Origin of the sequence: Sorangium sp. So ce385 (genome assembly GCF_051474135.1) — a bacterium.
Classification (GTDB): Bacteria; Myxococcota_A; Polyangia; order Polyangiales; family Polyangiaceae; genus Sorangium; species Sorangium cellulosum_D.
The window spans coordinates 13,650,994-13,673,963 of the sequence record NZ_CP150337.1 but is presented as its reverse complement, the minus strand read 5'-3'; the positions used below and the strand labels follow the sequence as shown (position 1 = coordinate 13,673,963).

The 22,970-nt window shown below is 71.5% G+C and carries 18 protein-coding genes and 1 pseudogene; 14 read left to right on the top strand and 5 right to left on the bottom strand.

The window, feature by feature from the left end; all coding sequences use genetic code 11:
* Positions 1–191: 191 nt before the first annotated feature.
* Positions 192–773 carry a peroxiredoxin-like family protein gene (locus tag WME83_RS50090; protein WP_437316796.1) on the bottom strand — a complete coding sequence of 194 codons (582 nt, stop codon included), beginning with the start codon at positions 771–773 and terminating at the stop codon, positions 192–194.
* Positions 774–882: 109 nt separating this feature from the next.
* Between WME83_RS50090 and WME83_RS50085 the strand changes: the two genes are divergently transcribed.
* Positions 883–1,512 (top strand): TetR/AcrR family transcriptional regulator, encoded by a 630-nt coding sequence (locus WME83_RS50085; protein WP_437316795.1) that lies wholly within the window; start codon positions 883–885, stop codon positions 1,510–1,512.
* 73 nt (positions 1,513–1,585) lie between these two features.
* On the opposite strand, the pseudogene WME83_RS50080 reads toward WME83_RS50085, so the two are convergent.
* Positions 1,586–2,194, bottom strand: a pseudogene (locus tag WME83_RS50080) (pectate lyase); the annotation flags it as partial.
* A 1,578-nt stretch (positions 2,195–3,772) separates the two neighbouring features.
* On the opposite strand from WME83_RS50080, the gene WME83_RS50075 reads away from it, so the two are divergent.
* The 4 genes from WME83_RS50075 (at position 3,773) to WME83_RS50060 (ending at position 7,785) form a co-directional block, all read left to right on the top strand.
* Positions 3,773–4,279, top strand: a complete 507-nt coding sequence (locus tag WME83_RS50075; protein ID WP_437316794.1) for a hypothetical protein — start codon at positions 3,773–3,775, stop codon at positions 4,277–4,279.
* Positions 4,276–6,084, top strand: coding sequence for a cytochrome C peroxidase (locus tag WME83_RS50070; protein WP_437316793.1), 1,809 nt, complete (start codon positions 4,276–4,278; stop codon positions 6,082–6,084). The genes WME83_RS50075 and WME83_RS50070 overlap by 4 nt, the downstream gene beginning before the upstream one ends.
* 132 nt (positions 6,085–6,216) lie before the next feature.
* Positions 6,217–7,182 (top strand): class I SAM-dependent methyltransferase, encoded by a 966-nt coding sequence (locus WME83_RS50065; RefSeq protein WP_437316792.1) that lies wholly within the window; start codon positions 6,217–6,219, stop codon positions 7,180–7,182.
* 201 nt (positions 7,183–7,383) lie between these two features.
* Complete coding sequence (locus WME83_RS50060; RefSeq protein ID WP_437316791.1) at positions 7,384–7,785, top strand: nuclear transport factor 2 family protein; 402 nt, start codon at positions 7,384–7,386, stop codon at positions 7,783–7,785.
* A 147-nt stretch (positions 7,786–7,932) separates the two neighbouring features.
* Here the strand turns inward: WME83_RS50060 and WME83_RS50055 are convergent, their stop codons facing one another.
* The 3 genes from WME83_RS50055 to WME83_RS50045 form a co-directional block, all read right to left on the bottom strand.
* Complete coding sequence (locus tag WME83_RS50055; RefSeq protein ID WP_020741903.1) at positions 7,933–8,658, bottom strand: SDR family oxidoreductase; 726 nt, start codon at positions 8,656–8,658, stop codon at positions 7,933–7,935.
* A gap of 73 nt (positions 8,659–8,731) precedes the next feature.
* Positions 8,732–9,277 (bottom strand): hypothetical protein, encoded by a 546-nt coding sequence (locus tag WME83_RS50050; RefSeq protein ID WP_437316790.1) that lies wholly within the window; start codon positions 9,275–9,277, stop codon positions 8,732–8,734.
* Complete coding sequence (locus WME83_RS50045; protein WP_437316789.1) at positions 9,277–10,623, bottom strand: AAA family ATPase; 1,347 nt, start codon at positions 10,621–10,623, stop codon at positions 9,277–9,279. Before WME83_RS50045 ends, WME83_RS50050 begins: the two co-directional genes overlap by 1 nt.
* A 303-nt stretch (positions 10,624–10,926) precedes the next feature.
* Here WME83_RS50045 and WME83_RS50040 point away from each other — a divergent pair, with 303 nt between their 5' ends.
* The 9 genes from WME83_RS50040 to WME83_RS50000 all read left to right on the top strand — a co-directional run bounded on the left by WME83_RS50040 (position 10,927) and on the right by WME83_RS50000 (position 22,955).
* The gene (locus tag WME83_RS50040; protein WP_437316788.1) at positions 10,927–11,703 is read left to right on the top strand and encodes an ABC transporter ATP-binding protein; all 777 of its coding nucleotides are present in this window, start codon (positions 10,927–10,929) and stop codon (positions 11,701–11,703) included.
* A complete protein-coding gene (locus tag WME83_RS50035) occupies positions 11,700–13,808 on the top strand; it encodes a TonB-dependent receptor (RefSeq protein WP_437316787.1) in 2,109 nt (702 codons plus the stop codon). Before WME83_RS50040 ends, WME83_RS50035 begins: the two co-directional genes overlap by 4 nt.
* Positions 13,809–13,846: 38 nt before the next feature.
* Positions 13,847–15,280, top strand: a complete 1,434-nt coding sequence (locus WME83_RS50030) for a DUF3526 domain-containing protein (RefSeq protein WP_437316786.1) — start codon at positions 13,847–13,849, stop codon at positions 15,278–15,280.
* Complete coding sequence (locus WME83_RS50025) at positions 15,277–16,767, top strand: DUF3526 domain-containing protein (RefSeq protein WP_437316785.1); 1,491 nt, start codon at positions 15,277–15,279, stop codon at positions 16,765–16,767. The genes WME83_RS50030 and WME83_RS50025 overlap by 4 nt, the downstream gene beginning before the upstream one ends.
* 3 nt (positions 16,768–16,770) lie before the next feature.
* A complete protein-coding gene (locus tag WME83_RS50020; protein WP_437316784.1) occupies positions 16,771–17,568 on the top strand; it encodes a methyltransferase in 798 nt (265 codons plus the stop codon).
* A 14-nt stretch (positions 17,569–17,582) separates the two neighbouring features.
* Entirely contained in the window at positions 17,583–18,947 is a 1,365-nt protein-coding gene (locus WME83_RS50015; RefSeq protein ID WP_437316783.1) for an MATE family efflux transporter, read from the top strand.
* A gap of 53 nt (positions 18,948–19,000) precedes the next feature.
* Positions 19,001–20,806, top strand: a complete 1,806-nt coding sequence (asnB, locus tag WME83_RS50010; RefSeq protein WP_437316782.1) for an asparagine synthase (glutamine-hydrolyzing) — start codon at positions 19,001–19,003, stop codon at positions 20,804–20,806.
* A 394-nt stretch (positions 20,807–21,200) separates the two neighbouring features.
* Positions 21,201–22,106 carry a phytanoyl-CoA dioxygenase family protein gene (locus WME83_RS50005; protein ID WP_437316781.1) on the top strand — a complete coding sequence of 302 codons (906 nt, stop codon included), beginning with the start codon at positions 21,201–21,203 and terminating at the stop codon, positions 22,104–22,106.
* A 12-nt stretch (positions 22,107–22,118) separates the two neighbouring features.
* Positions 22,119–22,955, top strand: a complete 837-nt coding sequence (locus WME83_RS50000; RefSeq protein ID WP_437316780.1) for a nicotianamine synthase family protein — start codon at positions 22,119–22,121, stop codon at positions 22,953–22,955.
* The last annotated feature ends 15 nt before the right edge of the window (positions 22,956–22,970 follow it).

The window sequence follows — 22,970 nt, the reverse complement described above, 5'->3', positions numbered from 1 at the left end:
GCTCATGTCGATTCGGATGTGGGTATTGGGGGTCGGCGCGGCGGTCGCGCCCAGGGTCTCCGGCGTTCGCAGGAGCGCGCACGCTGGTCCCTGGCGTCACACGTCGCATGGGTGCAGGGCTCGGCGAGCCCGCCCTGACGCGCAATTTTTTCGTGACCTCATGACCCGCAGCGTCGCACGGCGCGCGCGGGTCACATCGAGTTCCCGCGGCTCCGCTCCGCGCGCGCCAGGGCCACGAGCTCGTCGACCGACCACTGATCGTCGACGTGCTCGCCGTACTTCGCGGCGAGCACCCGCCCGTCGCTCGCGATCAGCAGATCGGCCGGCAGGCCGAGCCGGCCGCCGATCGGATCGCGCGAGGGGGCTGGCCGCCGCCGCGCCAGGACCGCGGGCAGGCTCGCCGCGATCGCCCTGAGGATCGGCCAGTAGGCCCGCGGATCCAGGAGCGCGCGGGGCGCGGACTCGACGCCGAACTCGCCGTACAGCCGCTTGTCCGGGTCGGCGACGACCGCGAACGGCAGGTCGGCCACGTGCGCGCGCAGCTCGTCGGCGGGCGAATGAAACAAGGCCACCTCGACGACGCCCGCGGCGGTGACCTCGCCGTGGCGGCGCGCGAAGGAGCGCAGGTGCAGGTTGCAGACAGGGCAGCCGGCGAAGCGCCGGAACTGCAGGTGCGTCAGCCGCGCCGGATCCGGGACGCGGACGGGCGAGCCGGTGACGCTCACGAGATCCCGACCGGCGACGACGGCGCCGGGCTTCAACCGCTCGGACATGGAGCCTTCCCTCCTCCCGCACGCGCCTCGTCTCTCGTCTCGTCGGCGGTCCGTAGGCGTACGGTGTATACTTACCCAACATACGCGTAGGATGTACGCTGTCAAGGTCATGCCCCGACCTCGCTCGCTTTCTCAGCCAGGCATCGCCGCCGCCGCGCTCGCGGTCATCGACCGTGAGGGGCTCGCGGCGCTCTCGATGCGCGCGGTCGCCGGGGAGCTGGGGATGAGCACGATGGCGCTTTACCGGTACGTGAGCGACCGCGAGCAGCTCGAGCGGCTGGTGGTCGACCTGGTGCTCGGCGCCGTCGACGTCGAGGTGCCGGCGCGCGCCGCGTGGACGCAGCGGGTGACGCTCCTCGTCGCGCGCGTGCGCGACGCGGTGCGCGCGCATCCGTCGGTGATCCCGCTGATGCTGACGCATCGGCACAGCTCCGAGGGGGTGCGCCGGTTCGGCGAGGCGGTGCTCGGGGTGCTGACCGAGGCGGGTTTCGCCGGGGCGGAGCGGGTCATCGCCTTTCGCAGCCTGATCAGCTACGTCATCGGCGCGCTCCAGGCCGAGCACCTCGGGCCGCTCTCGGGCGCCGGTACGGTGCAGCTGGCGGCGCTCTCCGAGGAGGACTACCCGTTCCTCTCGGCGACGGCCCGCGACGCGCGGCGCGTGCCGCCGGACCAGGAGTTCTTCGGTGGGCTCTCGATCGTGCTGCGCGGTCTCCACGCAGGCGAGCAGCGCGCGCGATAGACGCAGGCGAGCAGCGCGCGCGATAGCGCCGCACGCCTGAGGGGGGCGCGTCGAGCACGCTGGGGAGGGGGCGTCAGTACTCGGTGTTGTTCGACGTCGTGATCCGGGACGACGACAGGCCGATGAACAGCGCGTCGCCGATGTCGCTGTACCGCGTGTTCTTCATGGTGACGGTGCTGGTGCTGCTGTCCGTCCTGAAGATGGCCTCATCCATGTGGGAGATGTCGCAACCGTCGATGACGACGTCGACCTTGAACGTGGTGCCGCCGTTCTGCCGGATGAACTTGCCCGCGTTGGACGCCCGGAAGTTCGAGACCCGGAAGGTGCTGGCCGCGTTGATCTGGAACACCTTGTCTTCGCCGTTCACGGCCGAGCCGCCGTTGAGCACGACGGTGCCGGAGGCCTTGACGGTGAGGGCGTCCTCGCCGATGTCCTCCCAGACGATGTTCTCCAGCGTGACGTTCCCGTAGGTGTGGATGCCGTCGGCCGCCGGCGCGCCGAGGACCACGTTCCTCAGCACCGCGCCGTCCTCCAGCTTGAACACCGGCTTCTGGCTCTCGGACTGGCTGCCGTCGCCGAGCGCGCTGCCGGCGATGAACCGCTTGCCGCCGCCGTCGTAGACCTGGCCGGATCTCACGACGATCGTCGAGTCCACAACCCCGCCGCTCCCGGTCGTGGTGCTGCCGCCGCTCCCGCCCGCGCCGCTCGAGGAGGAGCTCGACGTCGAGCTGCTGCTGCTGCTCGAACCGCTGCCTCCGCTGCCGCCGCTCCCGCCGGTGCCGCTGCTGCCCGTCGGCACGAGCTCGATGTAATCGATCTTGATATCGTAGTCCGTCGCGCTGGAGCTCTTGCCGGTGGAGACCAGCTTGAACGCGACGTTGCCCGAGAGGCTCCTCGTGCCGAGCGTCACCGTCTTCCAGCTGTCGCTCGACGAGGAGGAATAGCCGTCGAGGTTCCCCGCGGAGGAGCCGTTCAGATCGAGCCGGTAATTGCCGTAGATGTTCCGCTGGGCATACCGAACCACGACCTTGTACTCACCCGCGGCCACCGATTTCGAAAACTGGAAGTAGTCGCCGCTGGCGTTCGCCTTGAGCCGCACGGAGCTCGAGCTCGCGTCGATCCCGTCCCCCGACGAGGTGGACCACGACTGCGACTCGCCCTCCAGCCGCGCGGTGCTCGCCGCGCCCTCCACGGTGCCCATCTCCAGCAGGGCCTCCTCTTCCGATAGGCAGCCGGTCGCGACGATCCCGGCGGCGCCGAGGGCGAGCAGCACATGACGAGCGAACGTCGATCGAAGGTTCATCGTTCCAATCCTTTGTCCAAGTAAGTTGAAGATCTGACGGCGCCTCGCGAGCGCCCCCGGTCCGGAGGAGCTGTGCGCTTCGCTCGTCACAGGATGCTTCTAGCAAGGCGCGGTCCACACGCGAGGGCGCCCGCGGAGACAGCAGATATCCGATATCGTTGGATGATTTCGCCAGGAACGCGCAGCCACGCGTCCTGGAACCAGCGGTGCGCCCGGGGCCGTCACGCGCGGCAGTACACAGTGTCAACCGGGAGTTGACCCGGCGAGCGTTCGACCGCGTGGGAGCGCGTGGAGCGCTCGACGGCATGGGAGCATATGCGGGCACATGGAGCACATGCGAGCACATGAAGCGCTCCACCGCGCGCGAGCCCATGCGCGCCCATGGAGCGCTTGAAGGGCGCCGTTCCGAGGGGCGCATCGAGCCAACCCGGGCCCAACCGGCGACGCTTGAGCTTGGAGAGCTCGCACCAGCCGACCCGTCGGCTCGGCCCGCCGTGGTCGCCTCGTTCGCCGGCACCCTGAGCCGTGCCGTCGCCCTCGGCGATGAGGACGCGGCCCGTGTCGTCCACTTCGCGATCGGTCGGCGTCTCGGCCTTCCGCCGGGACCGGAGGGCTCAACGGGCATGCGCCGGTAGCAAGACTCACGGCGGCCGGGCGGTGGCCTTCGCGGACCCTTACCGCATGCCGAGCAGCAGGCGCCGTCCCCCCACTGGTCACCCACGCATCGAAGGGGCCGCCTCCACTCCACAGCCAGCCTGCGGGGCGGCGCGTCCTAGTCGTCAGCTGTCGCGTCTCGTCGCAGAACGTCTGCCGGCATACCCGGTGTAGGTCAGAAGCAGGACTCGCCTCTCTCGCTCAGGCTCGTCGCCCCGGGCGCTTGCGCAGTGCGCGCCGATAAGCGGTAGATTTTGCGCACGCGTTCAAGTACGTTAAAACTGGGAGGAAATATAAACTGTGATGTGGATGGATATCCGAACGCTTGCTGCTCGGATGAGGCCCCAGACCTACGGGATGGTGCTGGTCCTGCTCTGCATTCTCTGCCCAATCGCCGGGTGCCATCACGAGCTGCCACCCGCGTCGGCTCCACAGGCGGCTCGAGATCTGAGCGTCGCAGTCGTCGGCGACGAGCGCTGGATGGACGGTTCGGCAGCCAGAGGGCTGGAGCAGCAGCTCTCTCTGGCGCACTACCGAGTCCTTGACGGCGCCAGTCCTGAAACGCCGGCCGACCTGACCTTGCGCGTTCGCGTATCCGAAGGCGAGGCGGTGTACGCAGGCGGTTTTCTGAAGATCCGAAACTGGACCAGATACGATATCGTGGTCGATGTGGTCGACGCGGAGGGCGAGGTCGTCGATGTCCTGGCTATCGACGTGACCGGCCAGGCGCTCAAGCAGGAGGACCTGGAGCCGCTCGCGCCCGCGCCGCCCTCGCGCGCACCCCGCTCGCGGGCCAGCCCGCCCAGGTGATCGTGCTGGGCGACGGCCGCGTCGTCGCCTCGCTGCGCGATCGCGGCCTGCTCGAGGTGCTCGAGCCGACCGGCGCCGCCGCCCCGCTCGCGCGCCGCTGCCTCGTGCCCGTGGCGCGCGAGCCGGTGGGGCTCGCGATGACGCCGGACCGCGCGACCCTGCTCGTGGCGAGCCGGTGGGAGCCCGCGCTCACCAGCTTCGCAACCGCCGACCTCCGGCGCCTCGGCGAGCTCCCGCTCGCGCGGGATCCCACCGCGGTCGTCGCGTCGGCCGACGGCCGGCGCGCGCTCGTCGCCCACGCGGTGGGCGGGCGCATCAGCGCCGTGGCGCTCGGCGACGGCGGCGCCCCGACCGCGGCGCGGGAGCTCTCGACCGACGGCGTGGAATGGCGCCGTCGGGCCGTCGTTGGGAAGAAACCCACGGCTCCGCGTCTCATGCCGAGCGGGGCGGCTCGGAGCGCGCCCCCCGGGCTGGAGGGCCTCCTGCCGTCCGACGCGCCCGCGCCGGTGCGCGCAGAGCGACGCGGCTCGCAGGGCTTCGCGCTGGCGCGCGCGGCGAGCGGCGCGGTGTTCGCGCCCATCGCGCTCGTGGACCCGGGGCGCGAGGCGAGCGGCGGCGGCTACGGGGCCGCGCGCGCCCAGACCGTGATCCATCACATCGCGGTCGTCGACGCGGCGGGCGAGCGCGCGGACGTCCCGCCGGTGTCGACCCACCTCGGGACCCAGGGCTGCCAGCTCCCGCGCGCGGCCGCGATCGCGCCCGCCGAGGAGGTCTTGCTCGTCGCCTGCCTCGGCCGCGACGAGGTGATCGCCTACGACGCCCGCGCCGCGATCCCCGGCCAGCCGGGCGCGCCCGGGTCGGTGCGGGATCGCGAGCTCTACCGCGCCCGCGTGGGCTTCGGGCCCACCGCCATCGCCGTCGACGGCGCGCGCGGGCGCGCCGTGGTCTTCACCCGGTTCGACGGCGAGCTGACGATCCTGCCCGCCGTCCGCGCCCCGGCGTCGGCCGTGATCAGCGCCCCCAGCAAGGAGCTCTCGGGCGAGCTGCCGGTCGTGGTCCTGCCCCGCGCGTCGCGCCTCGACGAGCAGCGCGCGGAAGGCCAGCGGCTCTTTCACGCGGCCGGCGGGCGGCGCATCGCGTTCGACGGGCGCGCCTGCGCGAGCTGCCACCCCGACGGCCGCGACGACGCGCTCACGTGGTCGACGCCCGAGGGCCCGCGCCAGACGCCGATGCTGATGGGGCGGCTCGTCGGCACCGCGCCGTACGGGTGGTTGGGGGACAAGAAGGACCTGGAGGGCCACTTCGCCCGGACCTTGTCGCGGCTCGGAGGCGCCGGGCTGACCGCGGGCGAGCGCGACGCGATCTTCGCCTACCTCCGCGCGATGGAGCCGCCCGGCGGCGCGGCGGATCTCACGGCCGAGGAGCGCGCCGCGCTCGTGGCGCCGCCGCCGGCCGGCGCAGCGGGGGCAGGCGCCATCGCGGCCGGCGCGCGCGCCGCCCTCGCCGCGCGCGGCGAGGCGCTGTTCCACGCCCGCGAGGCGGGCTGCTCGAGCTGCCATCTGGGCGACGAGCTGACCACCGACGGCGCGCGCCACGACGTGCGGAGCGCGACCCGCTTCGACGCCGTGCGCGCCTTCGAAACCCCCTCGCTGCGCTTCGTCGGCAGGTCCGCGCCGTACTACCACGACGGCCGCTACCCGACGCTGCTCGCGCTGCTCCAGGGGGTCGACGGCTCCATGGGACACACCGCCCACCTGTCCGCCGAGGATCGGCGCGCCCTCGTCGCCTACCTCGAGTCCCTGTGACGGCGTCGAGACGCCCGCCCTCCCGCGCGCCGCCGAACGCGCGGGGTCCCGCCGGCCACGAGTTGCCGCGAGCGCACCGGAGGAGATACGTTGGACTCCGCTGCTCGTGAGGCCCGACCAAGGTGCGCTGTCATGGGAAATGAGTTCTCCGGTAACCCCTCGCATTCGGCCGAGTACTTCGGCGACACGCGCGACGGCTGGTGGAATCGCGACTACGTCGAGCTCCTGGCGCGGCGCTGGGGCCTGAGCCGCGTGCGCGAGGTGCTCGACGTCGGGTGCGGCGTCGGGCACTGGGGCCGCGTGCTCGGCGGCGTTCTGCCCAGGGCGGCCCGCATCACCGGCGTAGACCGCGATTCCGTCTGGGTCGAGAAGGCCGCCGAGCGCGCGACGGCGCGCGGGGAGGCGGAGCGGTTTCGCTATCAGGTCGCGGTCGCCGAGCGGCTGCCGTTCGAGGCCGACACGTTCGATCTCGTGACGTGCCAGACGGTGCTGATCCACGCCGCGGATCCGGGCGCGATGATCGCCGAGATGGTCCGCGTCGCGAGGCCGGGCGGGCTCGTGGCCGCGGCCGAGCCGAACAACCTGGCCGGCGCCCTGCTCGACGCGGCCGCGCTGCGGGCGCCGGTGGAGCAGACCCTCACCCTCGTTCGCTTCCAGCTCCTGTGCGAGCGGGGCAAGGCGGCCCTCGGCGAAGGGAACAACTCGATGGGCGAGCTCGTCCCCGAGCTCTTCGCCAGGCACGGTCTCATCGATATCCAGGTCTATCTCAACGACAAGGCGAGCGCGGTCCTGCCGCCCTATGCGTCCGCGGAGCAGCGCGCGGCCGTGGAGGAGATCTCCGACTTCGCCCGGCGCGACTTCTGGATCTGGAGCCGCGCCGACACGCATCGCTATTTCCTCGCCGGCGGCGGCGAGGAGCGCGATTTCGAGGCCTGCTGGGCGGCGGCGATGGCCGCCGTCCGCAGCAACGCGGAGGCGATCGCCCAGAAGACGTACGCGAGCGCCGGCGGCAGCGTCGGATACATCGTGTCCGGGACCAAGCCGTCGCCGCCGTCGAGCCGCCACCTGAGCTCCCCGGACCTGCGCCGGGATCGATGACGCCGGCGAGGTGATCCAGACTCGAGCTCCAGCGCAGCAGCGATCCAGGGCCGTGTGCCGGCTCAGCGGCTGATCCGGGAGGTGGCGCGGGGCTCGTGGACGGTTCGAGAGGTTTTCAACAGATCCCCCTGGATGGCGTAAGCTTCGGCTGCGAGGGTTACCGCGCTCCCGTGCGGTCGGGGCGCTCACCAGGAGATGACGATGACGCTGACCAACCAGCAGGTGATTCAGTCGATCTATGACGCGGGCAAGGCTGGTGATTTCGAGACGGTGCTCTCGTTCATGGATCCCGATCTCGTGATCGAGGAGGCCGAGTCCCTCCCCTACGGGGGGACCTACCGTGGTCCCGAGGGCTTTCGCAGGCTGATCACCAGGGTCTTCGAGAGCGTCCGCACCTTCCACGTCGAGGTGGACGGCATGGTCGCCGACGGGGACCAGGTGATCGTGATGTTGCGCTTGAAGCTCGGGCTCAAGGGCAGCGACAGGGAGTTCGAGACGAAGGTGGCCGAGTACTGGAGGCTGCGCGACGGAAAGGTGATCGAGCTGAGGCCGTTCTACTGGGACACGGCGGCGCTGGTGAGCGCCGTGCGCTCATCCGCGTGATGCATCGATCGCCGCGCCATCGCGCCGGCCTCGATCACGATCCCTGCTTCGTCACCTCTCCGGCGCCACCGGCCGCCGCCCGCGCGGAGCCGCCGCGCGGCGGCGCAGGAGCCCGGCCCTCCGTGGCCGGACTCCTGGCGGGCGGCGCTACGTGGCCTCGTTCATGGGCCGCATCACGATCTGCACGATGCGCGAGCGGTCGCGCGGCAGCGCGGCGAGCACCACGGCCTCGGCGACGTCCTCCGCGGTGGAGAAGCCCTGCATGCGCTCCGAGCCCGCGGTGCGCCCGTCGCCGAGGGCGAAGTGGGTCTCGACGCCGCCCGGGCAGACGGCGCTCACCTTGATGTTCTCCTGCCAGAACTCGCGGTCGAGCGCCTGCGTCAGGCCGACCTGCGCGAACTTGGACGCGCAGTAGATGGCCTCGTTGGGATACCCCTGCAGGCCGGCGACGCTGGCGACGTTGATGATGTGGCCGCCGCCCTGGCGGCGCATGTGGGGGATGACCTCGCGGCAGAACAGCCACGTCCCCTTCATGTTGGTCGCCATGATGCGGTCATAGTCCTCCTCGGACCACTCGAGGAACGGCCGGTAGCCGCCGATGCCCGCGTTGTTGACGAGGATGTCGATCCGCCCGAGCTCGCGGATCGCCCGCTCCACGCACGCGGCCACGGAGGCGGCGCGGGTGACGTCGGCCTCGATCATGAGCCCGCGCCCGCCCGCGGCGCCGAGCTCCCGCTCGAGCGCCGACAGGTCCGCCGCGGTGCGCGCCACGCCGACCACGACGGCCCCCTCGCGGCCCAGCGCGAGCGCGCTGGCCCTCCCGATTCCCCTGCTCGCCCCGGTGATGAGCGCGATCTTGTCCTTCAACCGCACGTGTCCCCCTGTCTGCCGCGCGCGGAGGCGAGCGAGGCGTCGCTCCCCCCGGGCGCCGGCGGCGGGCACCGTATCACGCGCGCGGGGCGCCGGGGCGGAGCCGGTAGGCGACCTCGGGCGGAGCGCCGCCGTCCAGCCAGGCCCGGGCGCGGTCGCCCTCGCTCCCCGGGTTGACCCACACGATCGTCCGGAGCGCACGGACCCGCCCCGAGGCGCCGGCGAACAGGCCTCGGGCCGCGTCGTCCAGGGAGAGGATCGTCCGATCGGAGGCCTGCGCCGCCTCGACCAGGTGGACGTCCTTCAGCATCGCCTCACGCCCCGGCTCGCTCGACGAGGCGGCCTCGATCTCCCCGCGCAACGAGGGATCCGGCGGAGTGTCCTCCAGGATCAGCTTCTTGCGAGCGACCATGGCGACCCGCCACTGGCTCGCGAACACCGACTGGTGCTTGTTCCACTCCTCGCGGATCGCTGGGGGCATCACCGCCCGGTGACAAACGTCGAGCACCGTCCTCAGGGCATCGCGGCAATGCTTGGACAGCGGGTAGGTCGCGCCCTCGCCGCCCGCCGCGCGGGCCACCGAGGCATCGATGACGAGGCGCCGGGACGTCTTCGCGCGCATCAGCGCCTGGCCATCCGCGCTTCGGCGGCGTCCAGGTACCGACTTTGGGCGGCGAGCGCAACCTCGTCGAAGTCTTCGGGCCAGTCGCCGAACGCGCCGGCATCGTCGAGGCCGGCGCTCCGGACCTCGGTGTCGCCATCCTCGGTCTGGGAGAACCAGTGGAGCGCCACACGATCGGGAGAGAGCGCCCCTTCGGCGACGAGCGACTGCACGCCGAGCAGCAAGAGAGAGCTGTGCGTCTCCGCGACGACGCGCACGCCGCGGTTCGCGGCCTCCGCCAGGATCTGCGCGAGCGCGACCTGCGCCCGCGGGTGCAGGTGGATCTCCGGCTCCTCGAGGTAGACGAGCTGGCCGGGGCGCGCGGCCAGGAGCGCCACGATCACGGGGAGACACTGCGACAGCCCGAAGCCCACGTCGGCGATGCTGACCAGGTCCCGCGCTCCGCCGCGCCCGCCGCGACGGAGCCGCCCGACGCGCAGCTCGACCTGCGTGTCGTCGACGCGCGCGGTCTCGACCTTCCACGTCAGCCCGAGCTTCTCGAGCGTCGCTCCGAGCTGCTTTTGACGGATATCTTTGGTGGCCTGCCAGTGATGAACGATGCTGGCTACGTAGGGCTCGAATGTGCCGGGAAAGGCGCCGCCCACGGCCGATGTCTTGTAGGTGCGCGTCGGATTGCCGCGAAGCGCAGGTACGTGAATGACGCCCAGGAGCTCCGTGGCTATCGACGGCGGTGGACTCACAAACGTTGCCACCATGTTCCCCCAGCGCTCTGCCTCGCCTCGGACGTGGAGAAAGCAACGATCGCGAACGACAGCGATGCTTTGAAACATCGCGTCAGTCGCCTTCTCGCTGCCGCCTCCAGGGAGGGAACGGAGGATCTCGCTGCGAGACGCTCCGGCCCGCACCGTGACGGGCGGCTCGCCCGGCCGCGCCGAGGACATCTCCACGAGGTCGAACCCCATTCCCGCCTGCCGTTTGAAATGCAACGTCACCTCGGCTCCCCCGCTCACCGCGACGGTGACCGCGAAGCTGTCGCCGAGGCGCCTCTTCCCGCTCCGCGAGAGCAGCTGCTCCGCGGCCGTGAACCGGACATGCGGCCCGTCGAGCAGGAGCGCGCCCGGATCGTAGGGCGTCTCGAGGGTCTGCTTGAGCAGGAGCGGCGCCTGCATCACGCTCGACTTGCCAGAGCTGTTGGCGCCGGCGAGGAGCGTCAACGGCCGTATCTCGATCTCCGTCCGCCGCCTCAGCGATTTGTACCCCTCGACCGCGATGGCGCTGATGCCGGTCGCTGGCGGCGCCGGCTTCGAGCGCGGGGAGACCTTCTTCGTCCGCTCCTCTTTCGCCATCTTGCCCGGCGCACTGTCCCATACCGCGCCCTCGAGGTCCAGACGCGCGGACCTGGACGGATGCACCGGCCCGGCGGACCGCCGCCGCCCCTCCCCGCGCGGCGAGCGCCCCGACGCTCGCGCTGACCCCCTCCTCGACCCGGGCGCAGCGGCTGCGCCCCTCGCGCGCCCGCGCCCTCCCGAGCGCACGCCTCGCGGCCGATGCGCCACCAGGATGTAGATGCATCACATTTGCAATTGACTTTCAGTTAGACCGATCGCATAGCGTGCGCCGCCGGCGGCGGTCGCCCCGGCGGACCTGCCATGCTTACGGCGAACAAGCTTTCGAAGTCCTACGGGGGCGTCCCCGCGCTCGACGCGCTCGATCTCGAGGTCCCGGCCGGAGAGGTGTTTTGCCTCCTCGGCCCCAACGGGGCGGGCAAGACCACCACGCTGAGCCTCTTCCTCGGCTTCATCAGGCCGTCCTCCGGCGCCGCCTACGTGGGCTCCACCCACGTGGAGCCCGACCCCATCGCGGCGCGGCGGCAGATCGCCTACGTCCCGGAGCAGGTGCGGCTCTATCCGCACCTCACCGGCTGCGAGAACCTCGCGTATTTCCTCGGCCTGTCGCGGGCGCGCGTGCCCTCTTCCGCGGAGCTCTCGCGGCTGCTCACCGCGGCCGGGCTGCCCGAGGGCGCCGTGCACCGCCCGGCGAGCGGCTACTCGAAGGGCATGCGGCAGAAGGTCGTCCTCGCGCTCTCGCAGGCGAAGGGCGCCGGCGCCCTGCTCCTCGACGAGCCGACCTCCGGGCTGGATCCCGGCGCCGTCCGCGAGCTCTGCGCCGCGATCCGGCGCGAGGGCGACCGCGGCGCCGCCGTGCTGATGGTGACCCACGACCTCGGCGCCGTCGCGAGCATCGCGCATCGGATCGGCGTCATGAAGGCCGGCCGGCTCGTCGAGGTCACGGGCGCCGCCGGCATGTCCGAGGCCGATGTCCTCGCGCTGTACCGCCGGCACTTCGACCCTCCCGGCGACGCGGCTCCCCCGCTCGCCCCGCGCAGCGGCGGCGCCGCCGCTCGCGCGCCCGAGGCCCTGTCATGACCCCGCGCGCGCGCACCTCCGGCCTCGCCGCCGCGCTCGCCGCGCTGCTCGCGACCCCCGCCGCCGCGGCGGCGCCCCCCGAAGGCGCGGCGCCGCCGGAAGGCGCCCTCGACACCGCGGCCCCCGAGGCGCCCCCCGCCCTCGGCGAGGAGGTCGTCGTCGTCGGCCAGCGGATCGGCCCGCTCGACAGCGCCGACGTCGTGGCCTCGGTCGACATCCTCGGCGGCGAGCAGATCCAGGAGCAGAGCGCGGCCGAGCCGCTCGAGCTGCTCCGGCGCGTGCCGGCGGTTTATATCGAGTCCTTCAACCAGGGCATCATCAACGCCGACATCGGGCTCCGCGGCTTCAACACGCAGGGCGACGTCGCCCACACGAAGCTCCTCATCGACGGCATCCCCAGCAACCACCACGTCGGCCTCCCCGACATGAAGGCCGTCTTCCCGCTCGAGATCGAGCGGATGGAGGTCGTCAAGGGCACGAACGACCCGCGCTACGGGCTGAACAACGTCGCTGGCAACATCAACGTCGTCACCCGCAAGACGGGGAACGAGCGCATCGCCCGGCTCCTCGCCGGGAGCTTCTGGACCGTCGAGCCCCAGGTGCTCGTCGCGACCGAGCGCGACGCGCTGAGCCAGACCTACTTCGCCGGCTACCGCGGCTCGGACAGCTACCGCGATCACGCGAGGACCGACCGGGTCGCCGGCTCGGCCAAGTGGTTTTACGAGCCGTCCAGGGAGCTCCGGGTCGGGCTCATCCTGCGCGGCATGCTCCTCGACGCCGACGCCCCCGGCTACCTGTCCGGCGACGACGCGCGTTTGCGCCCCACGACGTCGCCCGCCCACTCCGCGACCGACGGCGGCCGGCAGACGACCCTCCACGCGAGCGTCCACCTGGATCACGAGCTCGCCGCGGGCCTGTCGTGGCAGCTGAAGGGCTATGGGCAGGCGTTCCTGCGGGACCGGTGGGTGAAGTTCGATCCCGACCTCGACCAGCAGCTCCGGGTCGAGGACGACCGGCAGTACGGCGCGATCTCGGTGCTCACGTACCGCGCGCGCGACCCCCGGGCGCTCGGCCTCACCGTCGAGTGGGGGGTCGACTACCAGCTCCAGGACAGCCGATACCAGCGCATCCCCACGGTCGAGCGAAAGCGGCAAGGCCCCGCGTTCCGCGACGAGGACTTCGCCCTCCACGCCGTCGGCTCCTACGTGCAGGCGAGCGCGACCCCGATCAAGCCGATCAGGCTCGTCGCCGCGCTGCGGGCCGATCGCCTGGCCGGCGCCGGCAGCTTCCTCGAGCAGCCCGAGGGCGAGGACGCACGCATAATCGATGTCGACCTCAACGACTACGGCTTCATCTGGCAGCCGAAGGCGAGCGTCATGGTCACGCCCGTCAAGGGGCAGAGCCTCTACGCGAATTACGGGCGCACGTTCCAGATCGGCACGGGCAAAGGCGCCTATGCCGTTCAGGGCACGCCGCTCGCCCCGTCGATCAACGACGGCTGGGAGGTCGGCTATCGATCGAGCGTCTTCCCGTGGGTCACGAGCCACCTCGCGTACTGGGAGCAGCGCGCGAGCGGCGAGGTGCGGGACAAGGGCGACGGCTCCGGCGACGTCGAGAACGTCGGCGAGACGCTGCGGCGCGGCTTCGACGTCGAGCTCACGCTGCGGCCGTTCGATTTCCTCTCGGTGTGGGGCGCGTTCAGCCGCACCCTCTCCGAGCAGGTCGAGCCCGGGCCCGCGCTCGCCGCGAACGAGGGCAAAGAGCTCAACCACGTCCCGAGCTTCAGCGCCAAGGGGGGAATCGACCTCCACCCCGTGCAGGATCTGCTCGTCTCGCTCTTCTGCTACGCGCAGGGCGATTACTATCTGAACAAGGAGAACTTCACCGAGGAGCACGGCGCGCGGAAGGTCGGCGACTACGTCGTCATCAACGCGAGCGCGGCCTACGACGTCACCGAGGCCCTCTCGGTCGGCGCCGAGGTGAACAACCTGCTCGACCGGTCGTACGACACGTCCATCTGGTACAAGGACTTCGGCGCCGTAGGGGCCCAGCACAACCCGGGCAACGGTCGCTCGGCGTACGTGACTGGCACCTTGACCTTCTGACGCTGCCGCGGTCCGACGAGACCTCAGGGAGTCAGCGCATGAGAGCCCTCTTCACAGCGGCGCGGCACGAGGCGATCCGCGCTTTCCGCAACCGCACCTTCCGCGTCGCCGCCGCGCTCGTCGCGGCGCTCCTCGTCGCGGCGTTCCTGCTCGAGGCCGCGCGCCACACCGCCGAGGCTCGCCAGCGCGCCGCCCTCCAGGAGCTCGTCCACCGCCAGTGGGTCGAGCAGCCCGACCGCCACCCGCACCGCGCCGCCCATTACGGGTCATTCGCCTTCCGCCCCCCGAGCCCGCTCGGCTTCTTCGATCCCGGGCTCGAGTCCTTCGCCGGCACATCCATCTTCCTCGAGCCGCACCAGCGCAACGCCCTGAGCTTCAGCGAGGCCGCGCAGTCGAGCGAGCTCGCGCGCTTCGGGACCCCGAGCGCCGCCTTCGTCCTCCAGGCGCTGCTCCCGCTGCTCCTCTTCTGCATGACCTTCGCCAGCGTCGCCGGCGAGCGCGAGGCAGGCACCTGGGCCCTCGCGATCTCGCAGGGCGTCACCGCGCGCGTCCTCATCGCGGGCAAGGCCCTCGGGGCGCTGCTCGCCGTCGCGCTGTGGCTCGCGCCGCTCCTCGCGCTCGCGTTCGCGGGCGCACTGCTCACAGGCGTCCTCGACGCCTCCGGGGACACGCTCCTGCGCGCCGCCCTCCTCGCGGGCGGCTACGCCGTCTATCTGGTCGCCTGCGCGGCGCTCGGCGTGCTCGTCTCGTCCTTCCACCGCCGCGCGCAGGCCGCCCTCCTCACGCTGCTCGGCCTCTGGGTCGCGCTCTGGATCGTCGTGCCGCGGCTCGCCACCCAGGCCGCGAGCCGCCTCCACCCGACGCCCTCGCGGGCCCAGGTCGAGCTCGACCTCGCGCGCGCCATCCGCGACGTCGGCGACAGCCACGATCCCAATAACCCCCATTTCCAGGAGCTGCAGCGCCGCACCCTCGCCGAGCACGGCGCCGCGCGGGTCGAGGACCTCCCGGTGAACTACGGAGGCATCGTGATGCGCGAGGGGGAGCGGATCACCACCGAGCTGTTCAATCACTATTATACGCGCCTGTTCGACGCGCACCGCGCCCAGGACGGGCTCGCGCTCCGGGCGGGCCTGTTCACGCCGCTGCTCGCGATCCGGTCGTTCTCGATGGGGCTCGCGGGCACCGACGCCCACCACCTCGTCGACTTCGAGCAGCAGGCCGAGGCGCACCGCTACGCCTTCATCCAGCACCTGAACCACCTGCACACCACCAAGATCCGCTGGCACAACGACAAGGCGCAGCGGGTCGATCGGGCCGAGTGGGGCGAGTTCTCCGCGTTCGAGCACAGGCGGCCTGCCGCCGTCTGGGCGCTGTCGCGCGTCGCGCCCGCGGGCCTCGCCGTGCTCGCCTGGGCGGCGGCGCTCTCGCTCGGCGTCGCGCTCTTCACCCGCCGCAACGGAGAGGCGACATGAGCCCCTTCCTCGCATGGGCCCGCCTCGAGCTCCGCCAGCTCCTCCGCGCGCGGGTGCTCCTCGTCACCGCCGCCCTCCTGCTCGCGGCCGGCGCCGCCGCCATCGTGGACGGCGCGGCCCGCGTGGCCGCCGAGCGCGAGGTCATCGCGGCGCTCGAGCCCGCGCTCCGGGACGAGGAGCGCTATCTCCGCACGACCCACGCGCCGAACGACGACCTCGGCCTCGTCCTCTATTACCTCGCGATGCCGATCGCGCACCCGCCGAACGAATGGACGGCGCTGTCGACCGGGCTGCGCGACGTGCACCCCTACAGCCGGCACCTGCGCTTCATCGGCCTCGTGCCCCAGCTCTACCAGACGGACATCGCCAACCCGCTCAAGCAGCTCGCCGGCAGCTTCGACTACGGGTTCGTCCTCATCTTCCTCGTCCCGCTGTTCATCATCGGCGTGAGCTACGATGTCCGCTCGCGCGACGACGACCTCGGCACCGAGGCGCTCGTCTGCTCCCAGCCGACGCGCCTGTCGCGCCTGCTCGCCGTCCGGCTCGGGCTGCGCGCCGCGCTGGTCTCCGCCGTCGCGCTCGCCCTGTTCGCCTTCGCCGCCGCCTGGCTCGGCCTCCCGCTCGACGCGCGCGCCGGCGCCTTCGCGCTCGCCTCGCTCGCGTACATCGCGCTCTGGTTCGTCCTCGTGTTCCTCGTGGCCTCGCTGCGCCGCTCGTCCGCGTGGAACGCCATCGCGCTCGTGGGCGCCTGGATGGCCTTCTGCGTCCTCCTGCCCGCGCTCGTCAACCTCGCGATCCTCACGGCCTCTCCCGCCCGCGGCGGCGTCGAGCTCACGCTCGCGCAGCGCCAGGAGATGAACGCCGGCTGGGACCGGCCGAAGCGCGCCACGCTCGATCCGTTCTTCGCGCGGCGCCCCGAGTGGGCCGGGACCCCGGTGCCCGAGGACCGGTTCTCCTGGCCCTGGTATTACGCCATGCACGAGATGGGCGACGCGCACGTCGCCCGGGAGGTCGAGGCGTACCACGGGGCCCTCGCGCGCCGGGAGCGCTGGACCGAGCGGGCCGCGCTCGCCTTGCCGCCCCTCGCGCTTCAGCTCCTGCTCGACCGGATGGCGGGCACGGACATGGCCACGGAGCTCGCCTTCCGGGACAGCATCGCCGCCTACCACGAGCAGCTGAAGCACTACTTTTATCCGCTCATTTTCAACTACAAGGGCCTCGCGGCGTTCGACATCGACGCCGTCCCGCGCCACCGCTTCCCGGGCGCCGGGCAGCCGGTGCACCTCGCCGCGCTCGCGGGGCTCCTCGGCATGCTCGCGCTGCTCGGCGTCCTGCTCCCGCGGGCCGTCCGCCGCATCGACGCGACCCCGGCGCGGGAAGAGGCGGCCGCCGCGAGGCGGAGATCGGTCCAGCCGGCCGCCGGCGAGGAGCCCCCGAGTCGCCGCTACGGGCTGCTGACGCGCAACAGCGATGCGCGGGAGACGTGAGCCATGGGTGATCGAACGCCGCGAATCGACGACATCGACGGTCTGCTCTTCACCCCTGGCGAGCTCGCCGCGCTCGGCGAGCCGCAGAGGGCCCTCTATCTCTCGCTGCCGCCCACGCTCCCCGCCGAGGAGATCGAGCGGGTCAACCGGGGCACCAAGGTCGCGGGGGGCGACTACGCCTACCGCGGGCACGAGTTCGCGGTCCCGCCCGGCGTCCTCGTGCCGGGCGGGACGAGCGAGGTGATCTTCGACGCCCTCCACGACGGGCTCGTCGAGACGCGGGGCGCCTCGGTCATCGTGATGGGGTGCGGGGCTGGCGTCGAGCCCGTGCTCGCGCGACAGCGCGGCGCCCGGGAGATCCATGCGATGGATATCCACGAAGCGAGCGTCGCGTCGAGCCTCGCGAGCTTCGAGCGGCACACGGGGCCGCGCGACCCCGATCGGCATCGCTTCCTCGTCTCGGATCTCTTCTCCGCGCTGCCGCGCGGCGAGCGCGCCGACGTGATCGTCTTCAACCCGCCCGCCAACCCGCTCCGCTCGGACGATCCCGACCTCACCCGCGTGAACTTCTCGGGCTCGGCCATCATGGTCCGCTTCTTCGACGAGATCGCCTCGCGGGAGCTGCTCGCGCCGGGCGGCAGGGTCGTCACCGTGCTGTCCAACGCGAGCGACCTCCGGGGCATCGTGGCGCACGCCCTGCGGCGGGGCTTCAAGCTCGAGATCTTGAGACGGAAGACCTGGCCTTCTCCCTACGACAGGATCCTGACCCACCTCCTCTCCTTCACGCTGGACGAGCGCTGACGAGGATTCGACCGATGGCCCAGCACCGAACCGAGCCCGGCCAGCCGCCCTTGAGCTTCGGGTCGTACTGGAGGCTCGCGCTTCCGCTGACCCTCGCGGGGCTGTCGGGGCCGATCATGAACGCCACCGACACCGCCGTCATGGGGCATTTCGGCGACGCGGCGACGATGGGGGGAGTCGCCGTGGGCAGCCAGATCTTCAACACGCTCTACTGGCTCCTCGGCTTCTTCCGGACCAGCACGAGCGGCTTCGCCGCCCAGGCGCGCGGTGCCGAGGACCGCCGCGAGGCGGCCTTGCAGCTGTTTCGCCCGCTGGTCTTCGCCGGGCTGGTCGGCTGCGTCTTTCTGCTGCTGAAGTCCCCGCTGGAGGCCGCCGGGCTCGATCTGATGGGGGCCCACGGAGCGGTCGAGTCCCACGCGGCGACCTACTACGAGGCGCGCATCTGGGGGGCGCCTGCGGTGCTGATGGGCTACGTGGTCGCCGGCTGGCTCATCGGCATGGCCGAGGTGCGGTGGGCCATGCTCCTCGCTGTCGGGATGGACCTCCTCAACCTCCTCCTGACCGTCACCTTCGTCAAGGTGCTCGGCCTCGGGGTGAGCGGCGTCGCCTGGGCCACCGTGCTGGCCGAGGTGAGCAAGGTCCTCGTCGGCTTCCTCGTGATCTGGCAGAGAGGCCACCTGCGCGGCGTCCATCTCCGATGGCGGGACTTCGCCGATCTCCACGCCATCACCCGGATGTGGCGGGTGAACGGCGACGTGCTGGTGCGCACCACCTGCCTGCTCGGCGTCTTCGGCTGGATCACCCGCCAGAGCGCGCTCCTCGGCCCCGAGGTCCTCGCCGTCAACGCGATCCTCATGCACATGCAGATCGTCATCTCCAGCGCGCTGGGCGGGCTCGGCAACACCGCGGGCATGCTCGCCGGCCAGGCGATCGGGGCGCAGTCCCGGCGGCGCTTCCACGACACGCTGCGGCTCTCGTTCTGGACGGCCGCGATGTCCGCGCTGGCCATCAGCCTCGGGTGCATCGCCGCGCAGCCGGCGATCCTCGGGCTGTTCACCCCGGTGGAGTCCATCGTGCAGACGACGGGCCGCTACTACGTCTGGATGGTCCTGTTCCCGCTCGCGATCTTCTGGAGCATGATCCTCGAGTGCGTCTTCACGGGCGCGACCCGCGCTGGCCCCGTCCGCAACTCGCTGCTCGCCGCCACCGTGGTCTTCTTCGCCGCGTGGCTCGCCTTCTCGACCCGCTGGGGCAACCACGGGCTCTGGATGGCCTTCCTCCTGTTCAGCCTGACCCGCTCTCTCTATCTCCAGCTGGCGCTCCCGAGGCTCGTGCCGCAGGCGTTCCCGGCGCGCGCTCGAGAGCCCGTCGCCGCCTGACGCCCGCCCCCCCCCCGGCGGGCCGCCGTCCCTCACCCCAAGGAGAGTGCTCGATGTGTTCCATCGCCGGCATCTTCAACAAGAAGCGTCCCATCGCGGCCGCGCAGCACGACGAGATGGCCTCGCTCCTCGAGGCGATGCACCACCGCGGGCCGGACGCGCGGGGCGCCCTGCAGTGCGCGAGCTGGGCGCTCCTCGGCAGCAACCGGCTGCGCATCACCGACGCCGGAAACCCGGGCGCGGACATGCCGCTCACCTCGATCGATGGGCGCCTCGCCATCGTCTATAACGGCGAGATCTACAACCACTGCGACCTGCGAGGGCGGCTGTCGGGCTTCCCGTTCAGGACCGCCTCGGACACCGAGGTCATCCTCGCGGCGTACGAGGCCTGGGGGCTCGCCTGCCTGGAGCAGCTCGAGGGCATGTTCGCCTTCGCCCTCTTCGACCGCGCGACGCAGACGGGCCTCATCGCCTGCGACCCCACCGGGCAGAAGACCGTCTATCTGTGGGAAGACGACGACGCCCTGGTCTTCGCCTCGGAGATCGATCCGCTCATCAAGGATCCTTACCGGAGGAAGGACTGGGATCTCGACGGCCTCGCGGAGTTCACCGCCCACCGCTTCATCCTCGGCAGCGGGACGCACATCCGGCAGATCCGCAAGCTCGAGTCCGGCACCTGGCTCGCCAGGACGCCGGAGCGGCAGGAGACGGGGCGCTTCTACAGGATCCCGCGCGGCGACCTCTCGAGGACGGACGTCCCCGCGATCCGGCAGGAGATCGAGGAGGCCGTGGTCGACGGCTGCCGCAGGACGTTCGATCTCGAGGTCCCCTACGGGCTTTTGCTGAGCGGCGGGATCGACTCCACGGCCGTGCTCGCGGCGGCGCGCCGGGCGGGCCTCGAGATGAGGACCTTCTCGATCGGCTTCCGGCCGACGGGTCAGCTCCTCCCGCGGAGCGCCAGCGTCTTCGACGAGTTCGCCTACTCGAGAGCGCTGGCCCGGGAGCTCTCCGCGAAGCACACCGAGATCACGCTGTCGGACACCGATTACTGCGCTTACCTCGACCGGTGGATCGCCATCGCCGGCGAGCCGCTGGGCTCCCAGGAGGCGCCGTGCCTCATCCGGCTCTTCGAGGAGGCCGGGCGCGAGGCGCGCGTCATCTTCTCCGGGAGCGGGCCTGACGAGATCTTCGACGGTTACTCCTACGGCCGGGCGATGGCGGACGTGCCCCTCTCCGATCTCGCCGAGCGCTACGACGCGGCCTTCCGCTGGTGCGGGGCGGCCGACCTCGGGCAGCTCATGCCCCACCACGACGCCGCGCGGCTGACGACCGCCAAATACCGCGAGATCCTCTCGCTCTACCGCGACTGGCCGCTCGACGGGCTGCAGGCCGTGCAGCTCCTTCACTTCCACGGCCGGCTCGTCGTCTACGAGTTCCGGCAGATGGATCTCATCAGCATGCGCCACAGCGTCGAGGCCCGCTCGCCCCTCGCGAGCACCGGGCTCGTCCGCAGCGCCTTCTCCTTCCAGAGCAAGCTGAAGCAGCTCGACGGCCACGAGAAGGGAATCTACAAGCAGGCCCTCGCGGATCTCGTTCCTCCGGTCATCGCGTCGCGAAAGAAACAAGGCTTCCCCATCCCCGCGGAGATGTGGTTCTCGAGGCCGTTCCTGGAGAGGGCAGCCATCCTCTTCGAGCCGGGCTGCGTGCTGAGCGGCACCGGCCTCATCGATCAGCGAGCCCTGAGGCGGCTCTGGGAGGACCCGGACCCCGCCACGCGCAACCTGTTCTCCCGCCTGTACACGGCCGAGGGCATCCTCCGGCGCCAGGCGCCGCACCTCGCCCCGTCGCGCGCCCCCTGATCCGAGGCGCATCGCGGCCGGAAAATCGTAGATCGGACGCACCGCCGCGCCGCCCGCTGCAACTCGGTTTCAACCTCATCTCGCTCGCCCGCGCCCCCGGCGAGCGCCGTCCAAGTATTCGCAATCCATTTGCAATTGACTTTTGGTTGCTCGCGACACATAAGGGACCTGCCGGCGGTGACGGGTCGGCCGGCAGGTCGGTCCCGCTTGGGGCGCAGCGATCTCCGGCGTCGCGCGGCGGCCCGGGCCCGGCCTCACGGGCACACGGAGCGCCCGGCGAGCTCGCGCCCGATCACCCGCCATGCCTCTCTGCCCCCCGGCTCCGCGCTCCGTGCCGCCGGTCGATCGCGGGGCCGAGCCTGGAGGGGACACGTTGCTTGAGAAGGGAGCCCTTATGGATGTGATGGATGAGCCGATCGCGAGCCCTCCCCCGGATACAGCGCCAGCGAGAACGGAGCGGGCGCGCCTCCTCTCGGACGGATACACCGTGTTCCCCGGCGTGCTCGACCGCGACGAGGTCCTCCGCTACCGCGCGCTCGCGCGGCGGATCCTCGCGCCCCAGCAGGCGAGGGAGTACCAGGAGAAGCACGTCGCCATCGGCAGCCTGTTCGATCTCCTGCAAGAGCCGGGGTTCGTCGACCTCATCGGGCACCCGCGGGCGCTCGCCGCGCTCCGCCGCCTCGGGTTCGACGAGCCGTATTACGAGCACGGCATCGTCTTCAACAAGCTGCCGAGGACGCCGCGGACCTTCTGGCACCAGGACTGCACCACCTGGAATCACCCGCTCGCGTACGAGCCGGAGCCGCACGAGCTGATCTTCATTTACTACCTCGTCGACACGACGCGCCACAACGGCTGTCTCCGCGTCATCCCGGGCAGCCACAGGCGGCGCCACCCCCTCCACGAGTCCCTGCGCGACGCCAGCATCCCGGATCTGGAGCGCATGCGGGATCCGAGCTCTCCCGCCTTCCACAGCTATCCCGACGAGGTCTCGCTCCCGGTCGACGCCGGCGATCTGGTCGTCATCGACGTGCGCCTCCTCCACGCCACGCACGCGAACGACAGCGATGAGGATCGCACCGCGCTGAGCCTCTGGTACATCCCGGCCTGCCGCGACCTCCCCGAGTGCGTCCGCGCCCGCTTCACGCTCCGGACGGGGCTCGACGAGCGGATGCCCTACGTGCCGGCGCACTGGCCCGACGACGCCGCCGCGCGGCTCCGCGGGCTCCTGCCGGCGGCGTACGACGGGAGCACCGCGGCGCTCCCCTGGCACACCGCCCCTGACGAGCGGCTCCGCTGAACCGAGGGCGTCATGGACACGATCACCACACCTTCGCTTTCGACACGCATCCACCGCATCTACCAGGAGCTCGCGACCATGGGCTCCCTCGAGCCGAGCCAGCGCGTGAACCACCTGTTCAGCGAGCTCGTGAGCATCTCCATGTCCCGGTCGCGCGGCGAGGTCGACGAGGTGCTCGGCGACCCGGACGTGAGCGCGATCCGCGAGGGCCTGTGGCGCGTCTGCTCGCGCGGCGAGTTCGAGCTGGAGCGCCACTGGGCGCGCCGCATCGCCGCCGCGGACGACCCGGCGGCCGAGCTCCGGAGCTTCCCCTACGCCCTCAATTACGAGAAGCTGACCCGGCTCGAGCTCTCCAGCCTGCGCGGCGTGCGCGACGAGCTGCCGCGGCGCGTGCTGTTCATCGGCTCCGGCCCGCTCCCCTTCACCTCGATCCTGCTCGCGGAGCGCTACGGCCTCCCGGTCAGCAACATCGACGTCGACGAGGAGGCGTGCGAGGTCGCCCGCGCGCTCGCGCGGCGGCTCGGTCTGTCGGAGAGGCTCGAGTTCGTCTGCGCCGACGCCCTGTCCTGCTCCGATCTCTCGGAGTTCGACTGCGTGTTCCTGGCCGCGCTCGTCGGCATGAACCGGCGCGAGAAGAGCCGCCTGCTCCGCCACCTGCACGGGGCCATGCGCCCGGGCGCGCTGCTGCTCGTCCGCAGCTCGCAGCGCCTGCGCACGCTCCTATACCCCGAGGTCGACATCCACGGGATGGCTCCGTTCGATCCGCTCCTGGAGATCCACCCGCACGACGAGGTGATCAACTCGGTGATCATCGCCGAGCGGCCTGGGCACGACCGGAGCGCCGGCTGAGGCGGCCGCATGCTA

Excerpts from the sequence above, each read along its gene's own strand:
- WME83_RS50040 (WP_437316788.1), top strand. The coding sequence starts at position 10,927 with ATGCTTACGGCGAACAAGCTTTCGAAGTCCTACGGGGGCGTCCCCGCG.
- WME83_RS50015 (WP_437316783.1), top strand. The coding sequence starts at position 17,583 with ATGGCCCAGCACCGAACCGAGCCCGGCCAGCCGCCCTTGAGCTTCGGG.
- WME83_RS50050 (WP_437316790.1), bottom strand. The coding sequence starts at position 9,277 with ATGCGCGCGAAGACGTCCCGGCGCCTCGTCATCGATGCCTCGGTGGCC.
- WME83_RS50000 (WP_437316780.1), top strand. The coding sequence starts at position 22,119 with ATGGACACGATCACCACACCTTCGCTTTCGACACGCATCCACCGCATC.
- WME83_RS50020 (WP_437316784.1), top strand. The coding sequence starts at position 16,771 with ATGGGTGATCGAACGCCGCGAATCGACGACATCGACGGTCTGCTCTTC.
- asnB (WP_437316782.1), top strand. The coding sequence starts at position 19,001 with ATGTGTTCCATCGCCGGCATCTTCAACAAGAAGCGTCCCATCGCGGCC.
- WME83_RS50065 (WP_437316792.1), top strand. The coding sequence starts at position 6,217 with ATGGGAAATGAGTTCTCCGGTAACCCCTCGCATTCGGCCGAGTACTTC.
- WME83_RS50075 (WP_437316794.1), top strand. The coding sequence starts at position 3,773 with ATGTGGATGGATATCCGAACGCTTGCTGCTCGGATGAGGCCCCAGACC.
- WME83_RS50030 (WP_437316786.1), top strand. The coding sequence starts at position 13,847 with ATGAGAGCCCTCTTCACAGCGGCGCGGCACGAGGCGATCCGCGCTTTC.
- WME83_RS50090 (WP_437316796.1), bottom strand. The coding sequence starts at position 773 with ATGTCCGAGCGGTTGAAGCCCGGCGCCGTCGTCGCCGGTCGGGATCTC.
- WME83_RS50085 (WP_437316795.1), top strand. The coding sequence starts at position 883 with ATGCCCCGACCTCGCTCGCTTTCTCAGCCAGGCATCGCCGCCGCCGCG.
- WME83_RS50005 (WP_437316781.1), top strand. The coding sequence starts at position 21,201 with ATGGATGTGATGGATGAGCCGATCGCGAGCCCTCCCCCGGATACAGCG.
- WME83_RS50025 (WP_437316785.1), top strand. The coding sequence starts at position 15,277 with ATGAGCCCCTTCCTCGCATGGGCCCGCCTCGAGCTCCGCCAGCTCCTC.
- WME83_RS50045 (WP_437316789.1), bottom strand. The coding sequence starts at position 10,623 with ATGGCGAAAGAGGAGCGGACGAAGAAGGTCTCCCCGCGCTCGAAGCCG.
- WME83_RS50060 (WP_437316791.1), top strand. The coding sequence starts at position 7,384 with ATGACGCTGACCAACCAGCAGGTGATTCAGTCGATCTATGACGCGGGC.
- WME83_RS50035 (WP_437316787.1), top strand. The coding sequence starts at position 11,700 with ATGACCCCGCGCGCGCGCACCTCCGGCCTCGCCGCCGCGCTCGCCGCG.